The organism is Cystobacter fuscus DSM 2262, from assembly GCF_000335475.2.
Lineage (GTDB): Bacteria > Myxococcota > Myxococcia > Myxococcales > Myxococcaceae > Cystobacter > Cystobacter fuscus.
This window is the reverse complement of record NZ_ANAH02000028.1, coordinates 60,685-77,809: the sequence shown is the minus strand read 5'-3', so window position 1 is coordinate 77,809 and position 17,125 is coordinate 60,685. Positions and strand designations below refer to the sequence as shown.

The following is a 17,125-nucleotide window of genomic DNA, read 5'->3' as shown; positions in this document are numbered from 1 at the left end:
AAGGAACCTGTTCACCCACGAACGCGTACAATCGGGCGCGTTGGTGCGACGAGGTCATGGGGACCGGTTCTCGCCAACGGGTGTGCTCATCCATGTTGGAGATTCCGGGGTACAAGGTCCTTGGCACTGTCCGAGCCACGGGCTCGAACGTCCTGTTCCAGGCGGTGCGCACGGCCGACGGCCAGCCCGTCATCATCAAGACGCCCATGGCGCCATCGCCCGGCGCCAGGGAGAGCGAGCGCTACCGGCGGGAGTTCGCCATCCTGCAGCGGCTGCGGGACGTGCGCGGCGTGGCCAGGGCCTATGCCTGCGAGCGGCTCCACGAGCGGCCCCTGCTCATGCTGGAGCAGGTGCACGGCCAGACCCTGTCCGAGTTCACGGGCCAGCCCCTGGAACTCTCCCGGTTCCTGAATCTGGCCCTCTCCCTGGCCTCCACCCTGGGAGAACTCCACTGCCGCAACGTCATCCACAAGGACATCAAGCCCTCCAACATCATCGAGGCGTCCTCGGGCGAGACCCGTATCATCGACTTCGGGGTGGCCACGCTGCAGAAGGTCGAGCACCTGGACGCAACCCCGACCCACCTGGTCGAAGGCACGCTGGCCTACATGTCGCCCGAGCAGACGGGACGGATGAACCGGGCGGTGGACTACCGCACGGACTTCTACTCGCTGGGCGTCACCTTCTACGAGCTGCTCACGGGGCAGCGCCCCTTCCAGGGGCGGGACGCGCTCGAGTGGTTCCACGCCCATATGGCGCAGCAGCCCCGGCCCCCGCACGAGCTGAACCCTCGGGTGCCCCCCGCCTTGTCCGCCCTCGTCCTCAAGCTGCTGGCCAAGGTGGCCGAGGAGCGCTACCAGAGCGCCGAGGGACTCCTGGCGGACCTGGAGCGCTGCCGCCAGGCGCTGAGCCAGGACGTGCAAGAGGTCTTCACGCTGGGGACGCGAGACACCCCCACCCAGTTCCAACTGCCCCAACGGCTCTACGGACGTGAAGCCCAGGTGGCCACCCTGCTCGAGGGCTTCGAGCGGGTGGCTCGCACCGGCCAGCCGCAGTTGATCCTCGTCAGTGGTTACTCGGGCATCGGCAAGTCCTCGGTGGTGAACGAGTTGCACAAGCCCGTGGTGGAGCGCCGCGGCTTCTTCCTGAGCGGCAAGTTCGACCAGTTCCAGCGGGACATTCCCTACGCCACTCCGGCCCAGACACTCCGGGGTCTCGTGCAGCAATTGCTGGCGGGCAGTGAGGAGGAACTCGGCGAGTGGCGGGAGCAGGTGAATCGGGCCTGGGGCACGGAGGGCCAGGCGCTCGTGGACCTGGTGCCCCAACTCGAGGTGCTGGTGGGCCCCCAGCCCGCGCTCCAGCAGTTGCCCCCGAACGAATCCCAACGCCGCTTCCATCGAGTGGTCCGCCAATTCCTCTCGGTATTCGCCACCCCGGAGCACCCCATGGTGGTGTTCCTCGATGACTTGCAGTGGGCGGACCTGGCCAGTCTGCAATGGCTCGCGCACATGCTGTCCCAGCCCGAGGTCCTCCCGGTGCTCTGGATTGGCGCCTACCGGGACAACGAGGTGAGCCCCACCCACTCGTTGATGCAGGTGTTGGAGGAGGCGCGCAAGGCGGGAGCGAGGATGACCGACATGCACCTGGGGCCGCTGAGCGCGGAGCAGGTGGAGCACCTGGTGACCGATACACTGCCGGGTGCGGCGAGAGAGGTGGTCGCTCCCCTCTCCGCGCTGGTGCACGAGAAGACGGGCGGCAACCCCTTCTTCCTGCTGCAACTGCTGGTAGCTCTCCACCAGGATGGTCTGCTGGTGCGGGCGCCCGGAGGCGGCTGGCGATGGGACGCCGAAGGGGTACGGTCCCGGGGCTATTCGGAAAACATCGTCGACTTCATGGTGGGCAAGCTGCGCCAGTTCCCCTCGGACACGCAGCATCTGCTGCGGCTGGCCGCGTGTGTGGGCAATGTCTTCTCCCTCCGGATGTTGACCGCCCTCTCCGGTCTGTCCGCGGAAGGAGAGCTCGAGCAAGGAATCGAGCCCGCGCTCCAGGAAGGCATGCTGGTGCGCTCCGGCCCGGAGCAGTACCGCTTCCAACATGATCGCATCCAGCAGGCCGCCCACTGCCTCCTCTCCGAAGCCGAGCGCAAGGCCGTCCACCTGCGCATCGGCCGCCTGCTGCTCGCGAGCCTCTCCCCGGAGGCGCTGCGCGAGTCGCTCTTCGACGTGGTGAGCCAGCTCAACACCGGGTGGGAGCTCATCGAAGAACCCGCGGAGCGCCACCACCTCATGCGGCTGAACGCCGAGGCGGGAGACAAGGCCCGGGCCGCGATGGCGCTGCGTCCCGCCATCACCTACTTCTCGACGGCCTTCGCGCTCATCCCGGGAGACCCCTGGGAGACGGAGCCCGAGCTGGCCTTCAAACTGCGACTCTCCCAGGCTCGCTGTGAATTCATGCAAGGCAACGTCGCCGAGGCGCGCCGCCTTGCCGAGGAGTTACACCCCCGGGCGCGCACCCGTGCGGACGCCGTGGCCGTCTCCATCCTGAGGATGGACGTCCACTTCGCCGTGAGCGAGAGCCAGCAGGGCCTGGCCTTCATGCAGGAGTGTCTGGCCTTGCTCGGCATGCCACTTTCCCCAACCCCCACTTGGGAGGAGGCGGTGGCCGCCCATGCGGAGGTGTGGTCCCTGCTGGGGGAGCGCCCCATCGACAGCCTCATCGACCTGCCACTCATGACCGACCCGGACGTGAAGCTGGCCGTCAGCACCCTCCTGGAGCTCTACCCGATCGCGTATGCCACCAACCACCACCTGTTCATCATCATCGTGAGCAGGATTACCTCGCTCTCCATCCGCCACGGTTTCGTGGATGCCGCCACGCCCGGATATGGTTGGTTTGGCTTCATCTCCAGCTCGTACTTCAAGCGCTACCGGGAAGGCCTTGCCTTCTCCAGGCTCGCCCTCGAGTTCGTCGAGCGCTACAACCTGACCGCCCACCGGGGAAGAGTTCTCTACTGCATGCAGTTCTGCAGCTATTGGACCCAGCCCCTGCCCCAGGCGCAGGAGCTCGTCATCAAGGCCCTCCACCACGCGATCCAGGTGGGAGACATCCTGGGCGCCGCCTTCAGCAACTGGTACATCGTCTACAACCGGCTCTTCATGGGGCATCACCTGGATGAGGTCCACTGGGAAACGCTCGTGCGCGGCCAGTTCTTGCGCGAGACGGGGGTCAAGGAGCCCCAGGACTATGTCCTGCTGGATCAACGCCACGTGCAGAACCTGCGCGGGCTCACCCACGCGTTCGGCACGCTCAACGGGGAGGGCTTCGATGAGCAGGCCTTCGAGGCGCAGCTCCCCAGACGCCAGGCGACCCTGAAGAGCAACTATTGGCTCGCCAGACTCCAATCGCGGTTCATGAGTGGTGCCTACGCGGAAGCCCGGGAGGCCGCGGACAAGACGATCGAGTTCCTGTGGGTCATGGGCGGCACCCTCCCCCTCTGCGTCTTCCACTTCTACCGCGCCCTGACCCTGGCGGCGTGCTTCGAGGAGGCCACGCCCGAGGAGCAGCCGCGGCTGCTCGAGGCCATCCAGGGGCACCAGCGACAGCTCGCGGAGTGGGCGGAGAACTGCCCCGAGAACTTCCTCGCGCTCGAGCGGATGGTGTCCGCGGAGCTGGCCCGCATCGCGGGACGGTCCGAGGAGGCCACACGCGCCTACGAGGAAGCCATCCGCTCGGCCCGGGAGAACGGAGCCACCCATTTCGTCGCACTGGCCAGCGAGCTCGCCGCGAACTTCTGGCGCACCCGACAGGCGCCCACCGTCGCGTATACCTTCGCGCGCGACGCCCAGGCGGCGTACCAACAGTGGGGCGCCCTGGGCAAGGTGCAGCACCTGGAGTCCCTCTGGCCCCACCTCTCCCCTTCCGTGGAGATCCAGGACGCGCAGACCACCAGCACCACGGATTCCACCCACATCGACGCGCTCACGGTCGTCAAGGCCCAGCAGGCCGTCTCCAGTGAGATCGAACTGGAGCGTCTGGTGAAGACGCTGCTGCGCGCGGCCATCGAGAACGCGGGCGCCCAGCGAGGCGCCCTGCTGCTGCCGGATGGGGACTCGCTCTCGGTGGCCGCCCTCTCCGACACCTCGTCGGAGGGAGTGGTCCCCTTGCTGCCGTGGACGCTCCTCGCCTATGTGCGGCGCACCCGCGAGCACGTGCTCATCGGCGATGCCTCCAAGCCCCACCCCTTCTCGTCCGATGTCTACCTGGCGAACAGCGGAGCGCGCTCGGTGTTGTGCCTGCCCCTGTTGAGGCAGGAGCGGTTCTCCGGAGCGCTGTACCTGGAGAACGACCTGGCGGCCAATGCCTTCAACCCCGCGCGATTGGTGCTCCTGGGACACCTGGCCTCCCAAGCGGCCATCTCCATCGAGAACGCCCGGCTCTATGAGGACGTGCAACGCGCCAGGACGGAGCTGCGCCAGGCCAATGAAGAGCTGGAGCAACGGGTGGAGGAGCGCACGCGCGAGCTCAAGCAGGCCCAGGCCCGGCTGGTGGATACGGCGCGCGAGGTGGGCATGGCGGAGGTGGCCGCCAACGTGCTGCACAACGTGGGCAACGTGCTCACCAGCGCCGTCATCAACCTCGAGATGATGCGCAAGGCGGTGGGCTCGCAGCGCATGGGCCGCGTGAAGCAGGCGGGCACGCTCCTCGTGGAGCATCAGGAGGACCTGGTGGGATTCCTGACCGAAAGCCCCCGGGGCAGACACCTGCCGGAATACTTCGTGTCGCTGGGGGAGGAGTTGCTGAAGGATCAGACGCGCCTGATGGAGGACATGGAGGCGATGAGCCGGCACATCGAGCACATCCGCGCCATCGTCCAGGTGCAACAGACGTATGCGAAGAGCTCGCTGATGACCGAGGAGTGCGACCTGTCCCTGCTCATCGACGACGCGCTGCGCATCCAGATGGCGGCCTTGCAACGCCATGGGGTCACCGTGCACCGGGAGCTGTCGCCGGTGCCTCGGGTGAAGGTGGACAAGCACAAGGTGCTGCAAATCCTCATCAACCTCATCAGCAACGCCAAGCAGGCGTTGGATCCGATGCCCGAAGGTCAGCGCGACCTATGGGTGAGGATGAAGGCGGAGGGGCCCATGGTCCGCATCCAGGTGGTGGATGATGGCGTGGGCATCACCCCCGAGGTGAAGGGCAAGCTGTTCTCCCACGGCTTCACCACGCGCAAGGAGGGCCATGGCTTCGGCCTGCACTCCAGCGCGCTGGCGGCCCAACTGCTCAATGGCCGCCTGACCATCGAGAGCGAGGGACCCGGCAAGGGCGCCGTCACCACCCTGGAGCTCCCTCTCTCCTAGCCGAGGCCCATCGCTCAGTCCGTCATGAGCTGGCGGAGGCTGACGTCGAGCTGGCTGCGCACGAGCCGCAGCAGGCTGTCCAGCTCGTCGGGCGTCAGCCCCAACCGCGCCGTCAATTCCTCACGGGTGAGCGCCAGCAGCCGCTCGCGAGCGCGGGCAATCCAACGCGCCACACTGGAGCGGGGCGCCTGATACGTGGCGCTCACCGCGTCCATGGACAGACCGTGCACGTGGTGCAGCCGCAGCAGGTTGCGCTCCCGGGCCTCCAGCCGGCCCAGCGCGGCGCGAAAGGCCACGCGGAAGTCCTCCTGGTGCCGCTCGCGGATGAAGGCCAGCTCGGGGTCCACGCCCAACCGCTCCGCCAACGCCACCGGGGCCGCCTCCAAGGGCACCTCGCGCGGCGCGGCGCGCTGCCGGTCGATGTGGAGCCGCAGCGCCACCGCCCGCACCCACTGTCCCAGCGGACCTCGCCCGGAATAGGAGGCCAGCTTCGGCGGTGCCCCCTCCACCGGGACCAGCAGCCGCTGGCGCAACAACTGCCGCAGCTCGTCCACGAACGCGTGCTCCTCGCGCGGCAGCCACGTGCCCACCTGGGACAGCACGTGCGCGTCGAGCGCGTCGAGCGCCCGCGCCTCCCCCCGCGCGCAGGCGAAGGCGAGGAACAGGTCCTCCGCGCGCAGGCTCGCGAGCACCTCGCGGGCCTCGCCCGTGGAGGGCAGCCGCTCCGCCACGTGCGCCAGGAAGGCCTCCGCGTCCAGGCCCACCTCGGGCCACGCCTCGCGCGCCCGCCGCACCAGCCCCGCGAGCACGTCCTCCAGGCCGGGAAGCGCCCGCAACGCCGGGACGAGCGCATGCGGCGCCCGTGACAGGAAGGACTCGGTCAGCTCGGACGCCACGCACCACCTCCACCAACAAGCCCGCCCACACGAGCGGGAATGAGGCCCCCCGGCTCAGGAGGAGCCATGAGCGGACAGCCAGGACCGTACCTCGCGCGCGCGGGGCGTGTAGACGGGCGCGCTCCGTGCGTAGGCCTCATGGGCCTCCCGCGCCAGGGCGAGTGCCCGGGGCCGCTCCCCCCGCGACCGCCAGAGGACGCGGGCGAGCGCGAAGCGTGCCCGGGCCAGCTCGTGCGGGGCCAGCTCCACCCGCGAGGAGAGCGCCACCGCCCGCTCCAGCGGCTCGCGGGCCTCGCTGGGCTGGCCGCCCTCCACCAGCGCCTCGCCCAGCAGCGCGAGCGTCTGCGCCACCCGGGGGTGCTCCGCCCCGAGCGACTTCTCGCGCACCTCCAGTGCCCGCCGCAGATGGACGAGCGCCGGGCGGACCCGGCGCAGGCGCAGCTCCACGTGCCCCAGGTTGTACAGCGCGCTGGCCACCTTCGGGTGTCCGGGGCCGAGCGTGGCCTCCCACAGCGCGCGCGCCGCCTCGAAGTGGGCACGCGCGTCGTGCAGGCGTCCCGCGTCCATCGCCACCCAGCCCAGGTTGTTACGCGACAGGGCCACGTCCGGGTGCCGGGGGCCGAGCTCCGCCACCTGGAGCGCGAGCGCCTCGCGGTAGGACGCCTCCGCCCGCGCGAGCTGTCCCAGGTCCCCCTGGGCATTGCCCAGGCTCAGCAGCACGTTGGCCACCCGGAGCTGCTCGCCGTCCCCTCCCTCGCGCAGGCTGGCCAGGGCTCGCTCGTAGTGGGGCAGCGCCTCCGCCAGCAGGCCCTGTCGCGAGAGCGCATCGCCCAGGTTCACCCGGATCATGCTGGTGCTGGAGTGCGCGGCCCCGAGCAGGCGCTCGCTCAACGCGAGCGCCTCGCCGTAGCGAGCCACCGCCTCGGCCACCTTCCCCTGGAGCCGCAGCGCGGTGGCCATGTTGCAGAGGTGCGCCGCGAATAGCGGGTGCTCCCGGCCATACACCGCCTCGACCAGGGCCAGGGCGCGCGCATGGTGCTGCTCCGCCTCCGCGTAGCGCCCCAGCGCGGTGAGGGACAGGCCCATGACGGTGAGGACATCGGCGAGCGCCACGTCCTGGGGCCCGCGCGCCCGCTCCAGCAGGGACAGGGCCTCGCTGGCATCCGTGAGCGCGCGCGCGTACTCGCCCTGCCGGTAGCTGAGACTGCCGCGAACGCGGCGCAGCTCCGCGGCCACTTCCAGGGAGGCCTCGGCTCCCAGCCGCTCCAGGGCCGCCTCCGCCATGCGCGCGGTGCGCTGGGCCTCCTTCGCCAGGCCCATGCCCTGGACTTCCGTATAGAGGAGACGGTTCCACGCGCGCGCGGCCGTCTCGTCGTCGTGCCCGGCCTCCGCCACGCGCACCGCCTCCTCCAGCACCTCGCGCGCCGCGACGAAGCTCCCGGCGGTGCCCCGCAGCTCGCCCAGCAGGAGCAGGGCCCCCGCCAACGAGGGCCGATGCCCCAGCCCCCGCAGCGCCGTCACCACCTCTTCCAGCCGGGGCAGCGCGCGCTCATGGAACCCGGCCGAGCCCCGCACGCGCAGCCCATCCAGTTCCCGGAGCAGCTCCGCCAGTTCCCGCCGGGCCTCCGGGGCTCGCGGCAGCGGGTCCACGCGGGCGAGCGCGTCCCGGTCCGCGCACGCGGCCAGGGAGGGGAGCTGCCGCGCGGCCTCGGACGCCCGCGTGAGCGCCTCCCGCTCGCCCCCCTCCAGCAGCTCCACCAGGACGTGCAACGCCTGGCGCCGGCCATCCAGGCACGCGGCACGCAAGTCCATCAGCCGCTCGGACTGGGCCTGCCGCACGCGCGTGTCCTCGCAGGACTGCCGCTCCTGGGCCACCAGTGCCTGGGCATAGGCGTCCAGCGCCCGCGCGGTGGACTCGAAGGCGTCTCCCGTCACTGGCGGCGCGCCCTGACGAAAGCGCTGCTCCAACCGGGCCCGGCGCGCCGCGTCCCAGGTGCCCTCCAGCCGGGCCTCGAAGCCGGTGCACACCCGCGCGGTGTCACCCCGAGCCAGGCCGAAGCCCAGGGCCGCACTGGCCGCCACGCCCGTGGCCAGTGCCGCCGCCGCCCAGCGCCAGCGGCGCGTGCGTGAGCCGGACTCGAGCCGGGCGAGCAGCGCGTCCAGGGAGGGGTGGCGCGAGGCCGGCTCGGCGGCCAGGCCCCGCAGCACGGCGTCGCGCACGGCGCCGGGCACGCGCGAGCCGCGGGGCGGCGGCGTCACCCGCCCCTCGAGCGGGGACCGGGCGCGCTCCTCCGCCGTGGCCCCCGCGAAGGGCCGCTCGCCGAAGAGGGCCTCGTACAGCGCGACACAGAAGCTGAACTGGTCGCTGCGAGCGTCCGCGCGCAGGCCCCGCCACTGCTCCGGGGACATGTACGCGGGCGTGCCCAACCGGACGCCGGAGACAGTGTCGCTTCCGCGCCACGGGGCCCGCCGGGCGGGGCCCTCGCTGGCCCACGGCTCTGGTGGGGCCAGGGGCGCGGGCCCCGCGCGCGCGAGGCCGAAGTCGGTGACGCGCACCTGGCCGTCGTCCCCCAGCAGCACGTTGTCCGGCTTGAAGTCGCGGTGCACCAGCCCCACCGCGTGCGCGGCGGCCAACCCCTGGCCCGCCAGGAGGAAGCGGGCGAGCACCTCGCGCCATGACCGCGGCGCCTCCGCCAGCCAGTGGCGCAGCGTCCGCCCCCGCACCAGTTCCATGGCGAGGAAGACGGTGTCGTCGTCCAGGCCCACGTCATGCACGGTGACGACGTTCGGGTGGGTCAGCCGGGCCAGCGCCTGGGCCTCGCGCACCAGCCGCCCCCGCGCCTCCGCGTCCGCCACCGCGCCGGGCTTGAGCAGCTTGAGCGCCACCTCCCGATCCAGGTCTGGATCGTACGCGGCGAAGACGACGCCCATGCCCCCCTCGCCCACGTGGCGCAGCAGCACGTAGCGCCCCACCCGCGCCCCGGGCCCCGGTGGACCGCCCGGCCCGAGCGGCGCCAGGAGCTCCGCGGACGGACCCTCCCCGCCCCTGAGTCCCGCCACCACCACGCAGCATGCCGCGCACCCATCCAGGTGCGCCTCCAGTCGGGCCATGGCGCCCGCCGACAGGCGCCCCTGCTCCCACTCCAGCAGCTCGTTCTCGTCAGGACACGAAGTCATGAGAAGGACCGCGAGGTCGTGAAACCGGTAGATATACTTCACCGGAAGAGCCCACTGAACTGACGGGGGGTGCGGAGGAGTCACGGCCCCTTCCCGAGCGGGAGCGCGCCGGGCATCGATGGGCCCCGCCAAACCGAACCTCTCGAACGTGTTGCAGATGACGTGCTCACGCGCCTCGGAGTCGAGAGGCCTCCCGCTTGGGCTTTGTTCGACCGTGATAGAGGGTCCATGCAACCAGGGCTCGCATCATCAACGGGGAGGAAGGGGCATATGAGCGCACTGTTCGATCCGGAGCGTCATCAACCGTTGGCTGGCGCGGCGTGGGATGCCGCCATCGCGCGCGCCGCCATCGACCAAATCGTCCAGGAGACGCGCGACACGTTCACACCTGATGGCCTGTGGCCGATCCACCCCAACGACGCGGAGCCCGATGACCCTCCCGGCCCACAGGCGTCCCTCTATTTCGGCGCGGCGGGCGTCATCTGGGGACTGGAGCATCTCGCGCGCGAGGGCGCGGTGGGCCCCGGCCCCTCCTTCGCGGACCACCTCCTCGACATCCAGCGCCGCAACCGGTGGCTGTTCGAGTCCGAGGCGTGGCGCAGGATGCTGGGGACCGGCTGGCAGACGCGCTCATGGCTGCTGGGGGACGCGGGCGTTCTCTTCACCTGGTGGAAGACGGCGCCATCCGAACCGGTCCTGTCCGCCCTGGCCGAGGCCATCGCGGAGAACACGGAGGACCCGGCGCTGGAGCTGATGTGGGGAGCGCCGGGGACGATGCTGGCGGCGCTGGCGCTCTACCGGGCCAGCGGCTCGGCACGCTGGGCGGACCTCTACCGCGCGGGCGCACGGGCGCTGGAGGCGTCCTTTCAACGGGACGAAAGCCTCGGCGCGGATATCTGGACGCAGACCCTGTACGGGGAGCGCGCGCAATACCTGGGACCGGTGCACGGCTTCGCCGGCAACGCCTTCGCCCTGCTCCAGGGGCGCGAACTCCTGGAACCCGGGCAATGGGCATCGCTGTCATCACGTATCGCGAGGACCCTGGAAGCGACCGCGATCCGGAGCGCTCACGGAATCAATTGGGCTCCCCGGACCGGAGCGCGGCGTTCCGGAGCGCCGCTGCTGGTGCAGCACTGCCATGGCGCCCCCGGCATGGTGACGGCCTTGTCGGCCCTGGATGCGCCCGTCGACGAGCTGCTGCTCGGAGCGGGTGAGCTGACCTGGACCGCGGGCCCGCTGGCCAAGGGCGCCAACCTCTGCCACGGCACCGCGGGAAACGCCTATGCCTTCCTCAAGCTCTTCGAGCGGACCGGTGACGACGAATGGCTCGCTCGAGCACGTTCCTTCGCCATGCACGCCATCCAGCAGAGCGAGGCCGAGGCCGCCCGGCTGGGACGCCGACGCTACTCCTTGTGGACCGGAGACCTCGGCCTGGCCTGCTTCCTGTGGGAATGCATTCGCGCGAGCGCGAGATTCCCCACCATGGATGTCCTGTGAAGCGCCCGGGCCGCTGGGCGGCCCGGGCCCGGACGAGGGGTCTCGTTACTGCCGCTTGATCCGGAACGAAGAGGTGAGATCGTTGAAGTTGTGCGTCACCAGGTTGGGAATGTCACAACCACACCCCAGACCATTTCCGCCGAAATTGAGGTCATTGAACAACGTGAACTCGAAGCCAGGGCTCACCTTGACCGAGGAGATGCGGTCGTTCCATTCCGTCCCGACCCAAGAGCTGTCGCTGGTCGCGCAGAAGCTCGCGCCCTTGTAGTCGATGTCAGAGTAGAAGCAGACTCCAGTGGTTGCGCCACCACCGTAGATGGCGCTAATGGCCCCGAGGTCGCCAGCGGTGAAGGTGTTGACGCGGTCGTTGCCAACCCACTCGGGCGGAAAGCCATTCTTGGGCACGTAATCCCAACGGCCGTTCACGAAGTAGTTGCGGTAGTGCATCATCGACTCGAAGTCATACGCTCCGATGGGCGTGCCCGCCGACCCCCAATCGATGGCGTTCTGGCTGCCGCCCGCGTTGACCGTGACCCATGAATCGCGATCCTGACGCACCTGCTCGTGCGCCAGCCCGACCGCGTGGCCGAGCTCGTGCCGGGCGGGATTCACACCGCAGCCGTTGCCCAGCGACAAGTCCTGCCGTCCTCCGATCTTGCCGACGTAGCTCCAGCATCCGTCGCTGGTAACGATCCGAACGTAATCGGCCTGATTGGTCCGGGGAACCCAGCGGATGGAGGTCTTCGCGTGGTAGTCGGCCTTGGCGCCCTCGAAAGCCGTACGCGTCGCCGCCGACGCGGCGGGATCGATCTCGTACGGAATCACGCCCCCTGGCCACTTCTGACCGGTGGCGTTGACGATGCCAGAGCCCATGGCCCTGACTCGCGCTTCACCATCCAGCTCCAACAGCACCTGCTTGTCCACGCTGAGCACCTGCGTGCCAGAGACCTGACCGATCACCTGGTCGCCGACAAAGGCATGGTCACCCTTGAGCACCGCCGTGACGGGGTCTTTCAGGCCGGCCAGCCGCACCTGGAAAGACTGACCCTGGGGGTACTGTGAGTTGTACACGGCGTCGTTTTCCAACTCGCGCTCGTGCTCCGTTGCCGCCTCTTGATCTCCACACGCGGAGCTCAACAAACCCAAGGCAAGAAAAGCCGCATGACGCATCCCACGGTTGAACATTTCGCCTCCTTCGAGTTGTGCGGTACGGCGCGTCGCCTCGAGTGCAGGCCACGCACCTTCTCGAACCCTTTGTCACTACAGAGGCAGCAACTGGCACAACCGGGTTAAACGAAAAATAACGGCTTAGACCGCCACAAACGTCATAGCTGTTTTATTCGCTTTCTTGGAAATTTTCTACCTGGGGCCGAGAGTGGGCCTGGCGGTCTGGAAGGCCTGTGCGGGAGTCCTGACGCGTGGCGGCATAGCCCCATGGCCTCGGGCTCCTCTTGAAGTGCTCGGGCCGGGGATGCGGTTGCCGCACCCTCACCAGAACCGCGCCAGCAGCGCCGGTGGGACGCCCTTTGCTTGCAGGAAGTCGCGGGTGACGGCGGGGTCCACGAACCAGGGGAAGAGGGCCCTGGGATCATACAGGCCGTCGATCAACGCCTCGGCCACCGCGCGCACCTGGTGCGCCGAGACGAGCACCGCCTGCTGGTGGGGCGCCGGAGGCATGAGCAGGCCAGCCGTCACGCCCATGGCGTACTGGCCATAGGCGAGCCAGAAGTCATCGAAGGTCCGCTGCATCCACTCCGCGGTGAAGGGTTGCCCGGCGTGCTCGCGAATGCGAGTCCGGTAGAAGTCCGCCATGTGGGTCGCGTTGTTGCCGCCCTGCGCGGCCAGCGGATCATGCAGCATGAGGGCATCTCCCAGGCCGAGCACCACCCTGCCCGAGGCCAATCGGCCCACCGGCTCGCGCACGGTGGGCGTGAGGGCGCCGCGCAGCCAGCATTGCTCGGAGGACAGCTCCGCCTCCCGCAGGTCCTCGAGCTGCCCGGGGAGCAACCTGGTCAGGGTCTGCTTGCACTCCTCCAGCAGCTCGCGGCCCGATAGCGCCCGCGAGAGATAATCGAGCGGCCCGCCGGCAATGCCCTCGATGAGGAGGACGCGCGCCTTGAGGTTCTCCCGGCTGTAGAACGGGGTGATGACCACCTCGCCCAGGCCCGGCAGGACGCGGATGGTCCCGCTGCGCAGCTCGGGCCGGAAGTTCTTCACGAGGAAGCAGGTGATGTGACGCTGGGGCTTGTCGAAGGGGCTCCGCCTCGCGTCTCGCGGGAACAGGGTGGAGAGAGCGCCCTTGCCGGTGGCGACCAGCACGAGGTCGAAGCCGGCCACGTGCGCATCGAGCTGCTCCGGATTCGCTAGGGGGACGACGCGAACGGACGCGCCGCGGCGCTCCAGCTCCCGCATCCACCGTGAGTTCTTCAGCCGCTGATCCACGCTCCGGTGTGGCCGTGGTACGGGAGGGGCGATGTGCAGTCCGACCGAGCCATCGGGGTTGATCAGCTCGAGGATGGCGCCTTCGCCTCGCGTCATCACGTCTTCCCAGAAGGTGAGCCCCAGCGCGGCTTCCTTCTTCACCGCGTCCTCGAAGAGCCCCATGCCCGAGGGCAGCCGACCATTGAGGATCTCGTCGGGAGTCCGGTCCGAGAACAGGGTGACGTCGTGTCCATCCTCGAGCAGGCCAAAGCCGAGGAAGAGCCCGGCCTGGCCCGCGCCAATGATCGCGATGTTCGCCATGCCCTGGATCATACCCGCCCTCGGCGGGTAACCGATATGTCACCGACATGTAATCAATAGGCCATGGTCTTGATGCAAGGGTGTGGGCCTGGATTCGAACTATTCTTCACACGGAGTTCAGGCATGGGAATCAAGATGAGGTCGCGCCCGGCACACGTCGGCGCGGCGATGCTGGCGGCACTGTCGTTGTCCGCGTGCCACCACGACGCCCCTCCGCCAGAACAGCAAGCGCCCGCTGGCAGCCCCAGCGTCGCCTTCATGTCGGATGTGCACTTCGCCAACGTCTATGGCGATTTCAAGAGCGCGCGGTTCGCGGGCATCCCGACCCAGAAGGGAAAGAACGCGACCATCCGCACCATGTATGCGCAGCTGACCTCGACCCGCCTGTTCAACGAGAACTCCTTCGCCTTCCGCGCCGCGCTGGACGATGCGTACGCGAAAGGCGTACGGCTGGTGGCGCTTCCTGGCGATTATTCCGACGATGCCCAACCCATCAACGTCAACGGGCTCGCCGACATCCTGCATGAGTACCAGGCCAAGGGCATGCGCTTCTTCCTCGCGCCCGGCAACCACGATCCCAACGAGCCCCATGACGATGAGGAGGCCGGCAAGAACGACTTCCTGACCCGGGAGGGCAAGGAGCAGAAGGTCTACGCTCCTGGCAATGCCGCCTGCATCGCCAATGACCCGAGCGTGGTCTGCACCCAGGAATTGATGGAGCAGGGCTACGAGAAGTTGCTCGCCACGCTGGGTGATTTCGGCTTCATGCCGAACAAGGCGGACCTGTACTGGGAAACGCCCTTCAGCCAGTACAAGGACGGCGGGTACAGCCATGAAGAGGCTGTCATCCAGGCCGAGCTGAAGAATCGTCAGTTCGAGATGTGCGCGGAAGGCGAGGGCGGCAGCTACAAGGCGGCTGGCGAAGCCGAGCTGGGCAGGGCCTACACCCGGTGCAGCAACATCATCGACTCCAGCTACCTGGTGGAGCCGGTCCCGGGGTTGTGGCTGCTGTCGATCGACGCCAACGTCTTCATCCCCAACGGCAAGTTCGACCCGGCCAACCCGAAGGCCGCCAAGGGCTTCGATGGCGCCGGCAACGCGGGCTGGAACAAGGTGCTGACGCACAAGAAGCACCTGATGGATTGGATCAAGTCGGTGGCCGAGCGCGCCGGGGCCCAGGGCAAGCACCTGATGGCGTTCTCGCACTATCCGACCATGGACTTCTATGCCAACCAGACCGATGCGATGAAGGCGGTGTTCAAGCCCGGCGCCTTCCAGACCGCCCGAGTCCCGGAAGCGGCCACCACGGCGGCGTTGGCCTCCACCGGCCTGCGACTGCATATCGGCGGCCACATGCATTTCAACGGCACCAATGACTACCAGGACGCGGCCGGTCATTTCCTCGTCAATGTCCAGTCGCCGTCCCTGGCCGTGTACGGCGCGGCCTACAAGCTCGTCACCTACACGGACAAGGAGACGGTCGATGTGCGGACCATCGGCCTGGATTCGGTAGCGCGCCATGACGAGCTGTTCCCGCTCTACCAGGCCGAGCACGACTACCTGCAGGGCAGCACCGCCAGCGGTGATGTGGCCAGGCGATGGAACCGCGCCATCCTGGACACCCGGTCCTACGGCGAATTCACGCGCTACTACTTCGGCGAACTGTCGCGCCTGCGCTTCTTGGACGAGTACTGGCCGTGCGAGATGAAGGAAGCGGCGACGTCATTGGACGCGAAGCAGATGCTGATCCTCTCGCAGCTTCGGACCCAGGTCACCCTGGCGCAGCTCGAGGAGGCACCGGGCATCGTGCCAATCAGCGCGGCCTGCGCGGCCAAGGGCACGGCCACCGCGGCAGTGGTTCCGGCCAGCCAGTTGAGTGCCGACTGGGCCGAGGCCACCGCCAAGGCCAACAAGCTCGCCAGCGCCGCGGGCTTGAAACTGGACGACTTCTCCAGGATCTCCGCCTATGAGTTTCATGGTGACTTCCACCGCACCGTGTACGCGGGCGAATTGGCGCTTCGCGACATGGGCGCCGAGCGCGTGAGCCAGTACAAGGTGTTGATGGGCGCGTTCCCGGCCAGCCCGGAGGAGATCCTCGAGATTGGCGGGAAGCCCTCGGACCAGAATGCCGTCCAGGTGCTGTTCCAGCGCCAGTTCAAGCAGGTGTTCGCGATCTTCAAGGGACTCGGTTCGGCCAGGCCGAGTGGGCACTTCACGATCGACTTCGAGGGCCAGAAGGTCAGCAACGCCGAGGACAGCGCGCTGAGCTTCAACTGAGCGTCCCCCCGGGGGAGGGGCGTGCTCCCCCGAGGGCCGCTCGCCTGTACGGATTCCCTACGAGCAGGCGACCCTACGCCACTCGGTACCGCGACGCCCGGAACACCTGGCCCTGTCGGCACGTGGACAGTTGCCAGACCTCGGCGCTGCGTTACTGGTGAGGGCGTAGGAGGTACCGATGCTCGAGGTGAAGACGGATTCGGAACAGCAGATGGCGGATCTGAGCGTGGGTGGGGGCTGCCCCAGCTGCGGCGGCGCGTTGAGCGTGCGCAAGACGCCGGGACAGGTGTGGGGCTACTGCCCCAGCTGCCGTCGTTTGTCCCAGCCGAGAATGGCTGTCGGTCCGCGGGGGATTGTCCTCATGCACCGCACGGCCGCGGCCTGAAGTGAGAGGGATTGGCTCGCCGGAGCGACTGGACAACGCCGCGAGCTGGTTAGATTAGAAGCAAAGAGAGAGTGCTTCCGCGAGGGATGACCTTCTCGGACGCCCTTCACGAACAACAATCAACCGCATTCCATCCAGGAGGTATTGGGATATGTCGCTCATTCGTCGGAACAACACGGACCGGGGTCTCAGCCAGAACCGTGGAGTGGACCCCTTCGAGGTGATGAGGGACTTCCTGCAGTGGGACCCCTTCCGGGAGCTGTCCCGGGGCGTGCCGGGCGGTGGCGCCGTGACGGGCTTCCTCCCCGCCTTCGAGGTGAAGGAGACCAAGGACGCGTACGTCTTCAAGGCGGACCTCCCCGGCGTCAAGCAGGAGGACCTCAACATCTCCCTCACCGGCAACCGGCTGACCCTCTCCGGCCAGCGCCACGAGGAGAAGAAGGACGAGGGGGAGACGCACTTCGTCTACGAGCGCGGCTTCGGCTCATTCTCGCGCTCCTTCTCCCTGCCGGAGGGCATCGACGCGGAGCACGTCCAGGCCGACCTCAAGGACGGCGTGCTCAACGTGGTGGTGCCCAAGAAGCCGGAAGTGCAGCCCAAGCGCATCCTCGTCAAGGGCGCGCACGAGGGTGACACCAAGGCGAATGCCTGATTCGCCCTGGGGCCTGCCTCGATGACGGGGCAGGCCCAGGCGTTGCCTCTCGGGGCCTCAGGGCGTGGGGGCGAGCGCCGCGGCCATGGCGAACACCACGCATGCGAGCCCGGACGAACGCGGTGAGCGGCGACGACAG

At 68.6% G+C, this 17,125-nt stretch carries 9 protein-coding genes; 5 read left to right on the top strand and 4 right to left on the bottom strand.

Going from position 1 to position 17,125, the window contains the following annotated elements; all coding sequences use genetic code 11:
* Nucleotides 1-92 precede the first annotated feature (92 nt).
* On the top strand, nucleotides 93-5,360 hold the full coding sequence (locus D187_RS35005) for a trifunctional serine/threonine-protein kinase/ATP-binding protein/sensor histidine kinase (RefSeq protein WP_043432989.1): 5,268 nt from the start codon (nucleotides 93-95) through the stop codon (nucleotides 5,358-5,360).
* A 14-nt stretch (nucleotides 5,361-5,374) separates the two neighbouring features.
* Here the strand turns inward: D187_RS35005 and D187_RS35000 are convergent, their stop codons facing one another.
* Both D187_RS35000 and D187_RS34995 read right to left on the bottom strand, forming a co-directional pair.
* Nucleotides 5,375-6,256: a sigma factor-like helix-turn-helix DNA-binding protein gene (locus D187_RS35000; RefSeq protein ID WP_002624749.1), complete on the bottom strand. Its 882-nt coding sequence runs from the start codon at nucleotides 6,254-6,256 to the stop codon at nucleotides 5,375-5,377.
* 54 nt (nucleotides 6,257-6,310) lie between these two features.
* Nucleotides 6,311-9,433, bottom strand: coding sequence for a serine/threonine-protein kinase (locus D187_RS34995; protein ID WP_051256681.1), 3,123 nt, complete (start codon nucleotides 9,431-9,433; stop codon nucleotides 6,311-6,313).
* Between the two features lie 270 nt (nucleotides 9,434-9,703).
* Between D187_RS34995 and D187_RS34990 the strand changes: the two genes are divergently transcribed.
* A complete protein-coding gene (locus D187_RS34990) occupies nucleotides 9,704-10,930 on the top strand; it encodes a lanthionine synthetase C family protein (protein ID WP_002624745.1) in 1,227 nt (408 codons plus the stop codon).
* 45 nt (nucleotides 10,931-10,975) lie between these two features.
* Here D187_RS34990 and D187_RS34985 read toward each other — a convergent pair whose 3' ends face one another.
* The gene (locus D187_RS34985) at nucleotides 10,976-12,115 is read right to left on the bottom strand and encodes a M12 family metallopeptidase (protein WP_002624744.1); all 1,140 of its coding nucleotides are present in this window, start codon (nucleotides 12,113-12,115) and stop codon (nucleotides 10,976-10,978) included.
* Nucleotides 12,116-12,418: 303 nt separating this feature from the next.
* A complete protein-coding gene (locus tag D187_RS34980; RefSeq protein ID WP_063725064.1) occupies nucleotides 12,419-13,672 on the bottom strand; it encodes a styrene monooxygenase/indole monooxygenase family protein in 1,254 nt (417 codons plus the stop codon).
* A 123-nt stretch (nucleotides 13,673-13,795) separates the two neighbouring features.
* On the opposite strand from D187_RS34980, the gene D187_RS34975 reads away from it, so the two are divergent.
* The 3 genes from D187_RS34975 to D187_RS34965 all read left to right on the top strand — a co-directional run bounded on the left by D187_RS34975 (nucleotide 13,796) and on the right by D187_RS34965 (nucleotide 16,986).
* Entirely contained in the window at nucleotides 13,796-15,949 is a 2,154-nt protein-coding gene (locus D187_RS34975; protein WP_020918483.1) for a metallophosphoesterase family protein, read from the top strand.
* Between the two features lie 178 nt (nucleotides 15,950-16,127).
* Nucleotides 16,128-16,334, top strand: coding sequence for a hypothetical protein (locus D187_RS34970; protein WP_002624738.1), 207 nt, complete (start codon nucleotides 16,128-16,130; stop codon nucleotides 16,332-16,334).
* Between the two features lie 151 nt (nucleotides 16,335-16,485).
* Nucleotides 16,486-16,986: an Hsp20/alpha crystallin family protein gene (locus D187_RS34965; RefSeq protein WP_002624736.1), complete on the top strand. Its 501-nt coding sequence runs from the start codon at nucleotides 16,486-16,488 to the stop codon at nucleotides 16,984-16,986.
* Nucleotides 16,987-17,125 lie beyond the last annotated feature (139 nt).

What these genes read in the sequence shown, in the direction of transcription:
- D187_RS34975 (WP_020918483.1), top strand. Translation starts at nt 13,796, where the DNA reads ATGGGAATCAAGATGAGGTCGCGCCCGGCACACGTCGGCGCGGCGATG.
- D187_RS34985 (WP_002624744.1), bottom strand. Translation starts at nt 12,115, where the DNA reads ATGTTCAACCGTGGGATGCGTCATGCGGCTTTTCTTGCCTTGGGTTTG.
- D187_RS35005 (WP_043432989.1), top strand. Translation starts at nt 93, where the DNA reads ATGTTGGAGATTCCGGGGTACAAGGTCCTTGGCACTGTCCGAGCCACG.
- D187_RS34970 (WP_002624738.1), top strand. Translation starts at nt 16,128, where the DNA reads ATGCTCGAGGTGAAGACGGATTCGGAACAGCAGATGGCGGATCTGAGC.
- D187_RS34980 (WP_063725064.1), bottom strand. Translation starts at nt 13,672, where the DNA reads ATGGCGAACATCGCGATCATTGGCGCGGGCCAGGCCGGGCTCTTCCTC.
- D187_RS34990 (WP_002624745.1), top strand. Translation starts at nt 9,704, where the DNA reads ATGAGCGCACTGTTCGATCCGGAGCGTCATCAACCGTTGGCTGGCGCG.
- D187_RS34965 (WP_002624736.1), top strand. Translation starts at nt 16,486, where the DNA reads ATGTCGCTCATTCGTCGGAACAACACGGACCGGGGTCTCAGCCAGAAC.
- D187_RS34995 (WP_051256681.1), bottom strand. Translation starts at nt 9,433, where the DNA reads ATGACTTCGTGTCCTGACGAGAACGAGCTGCTGGAGTGGGAGCAGGGG.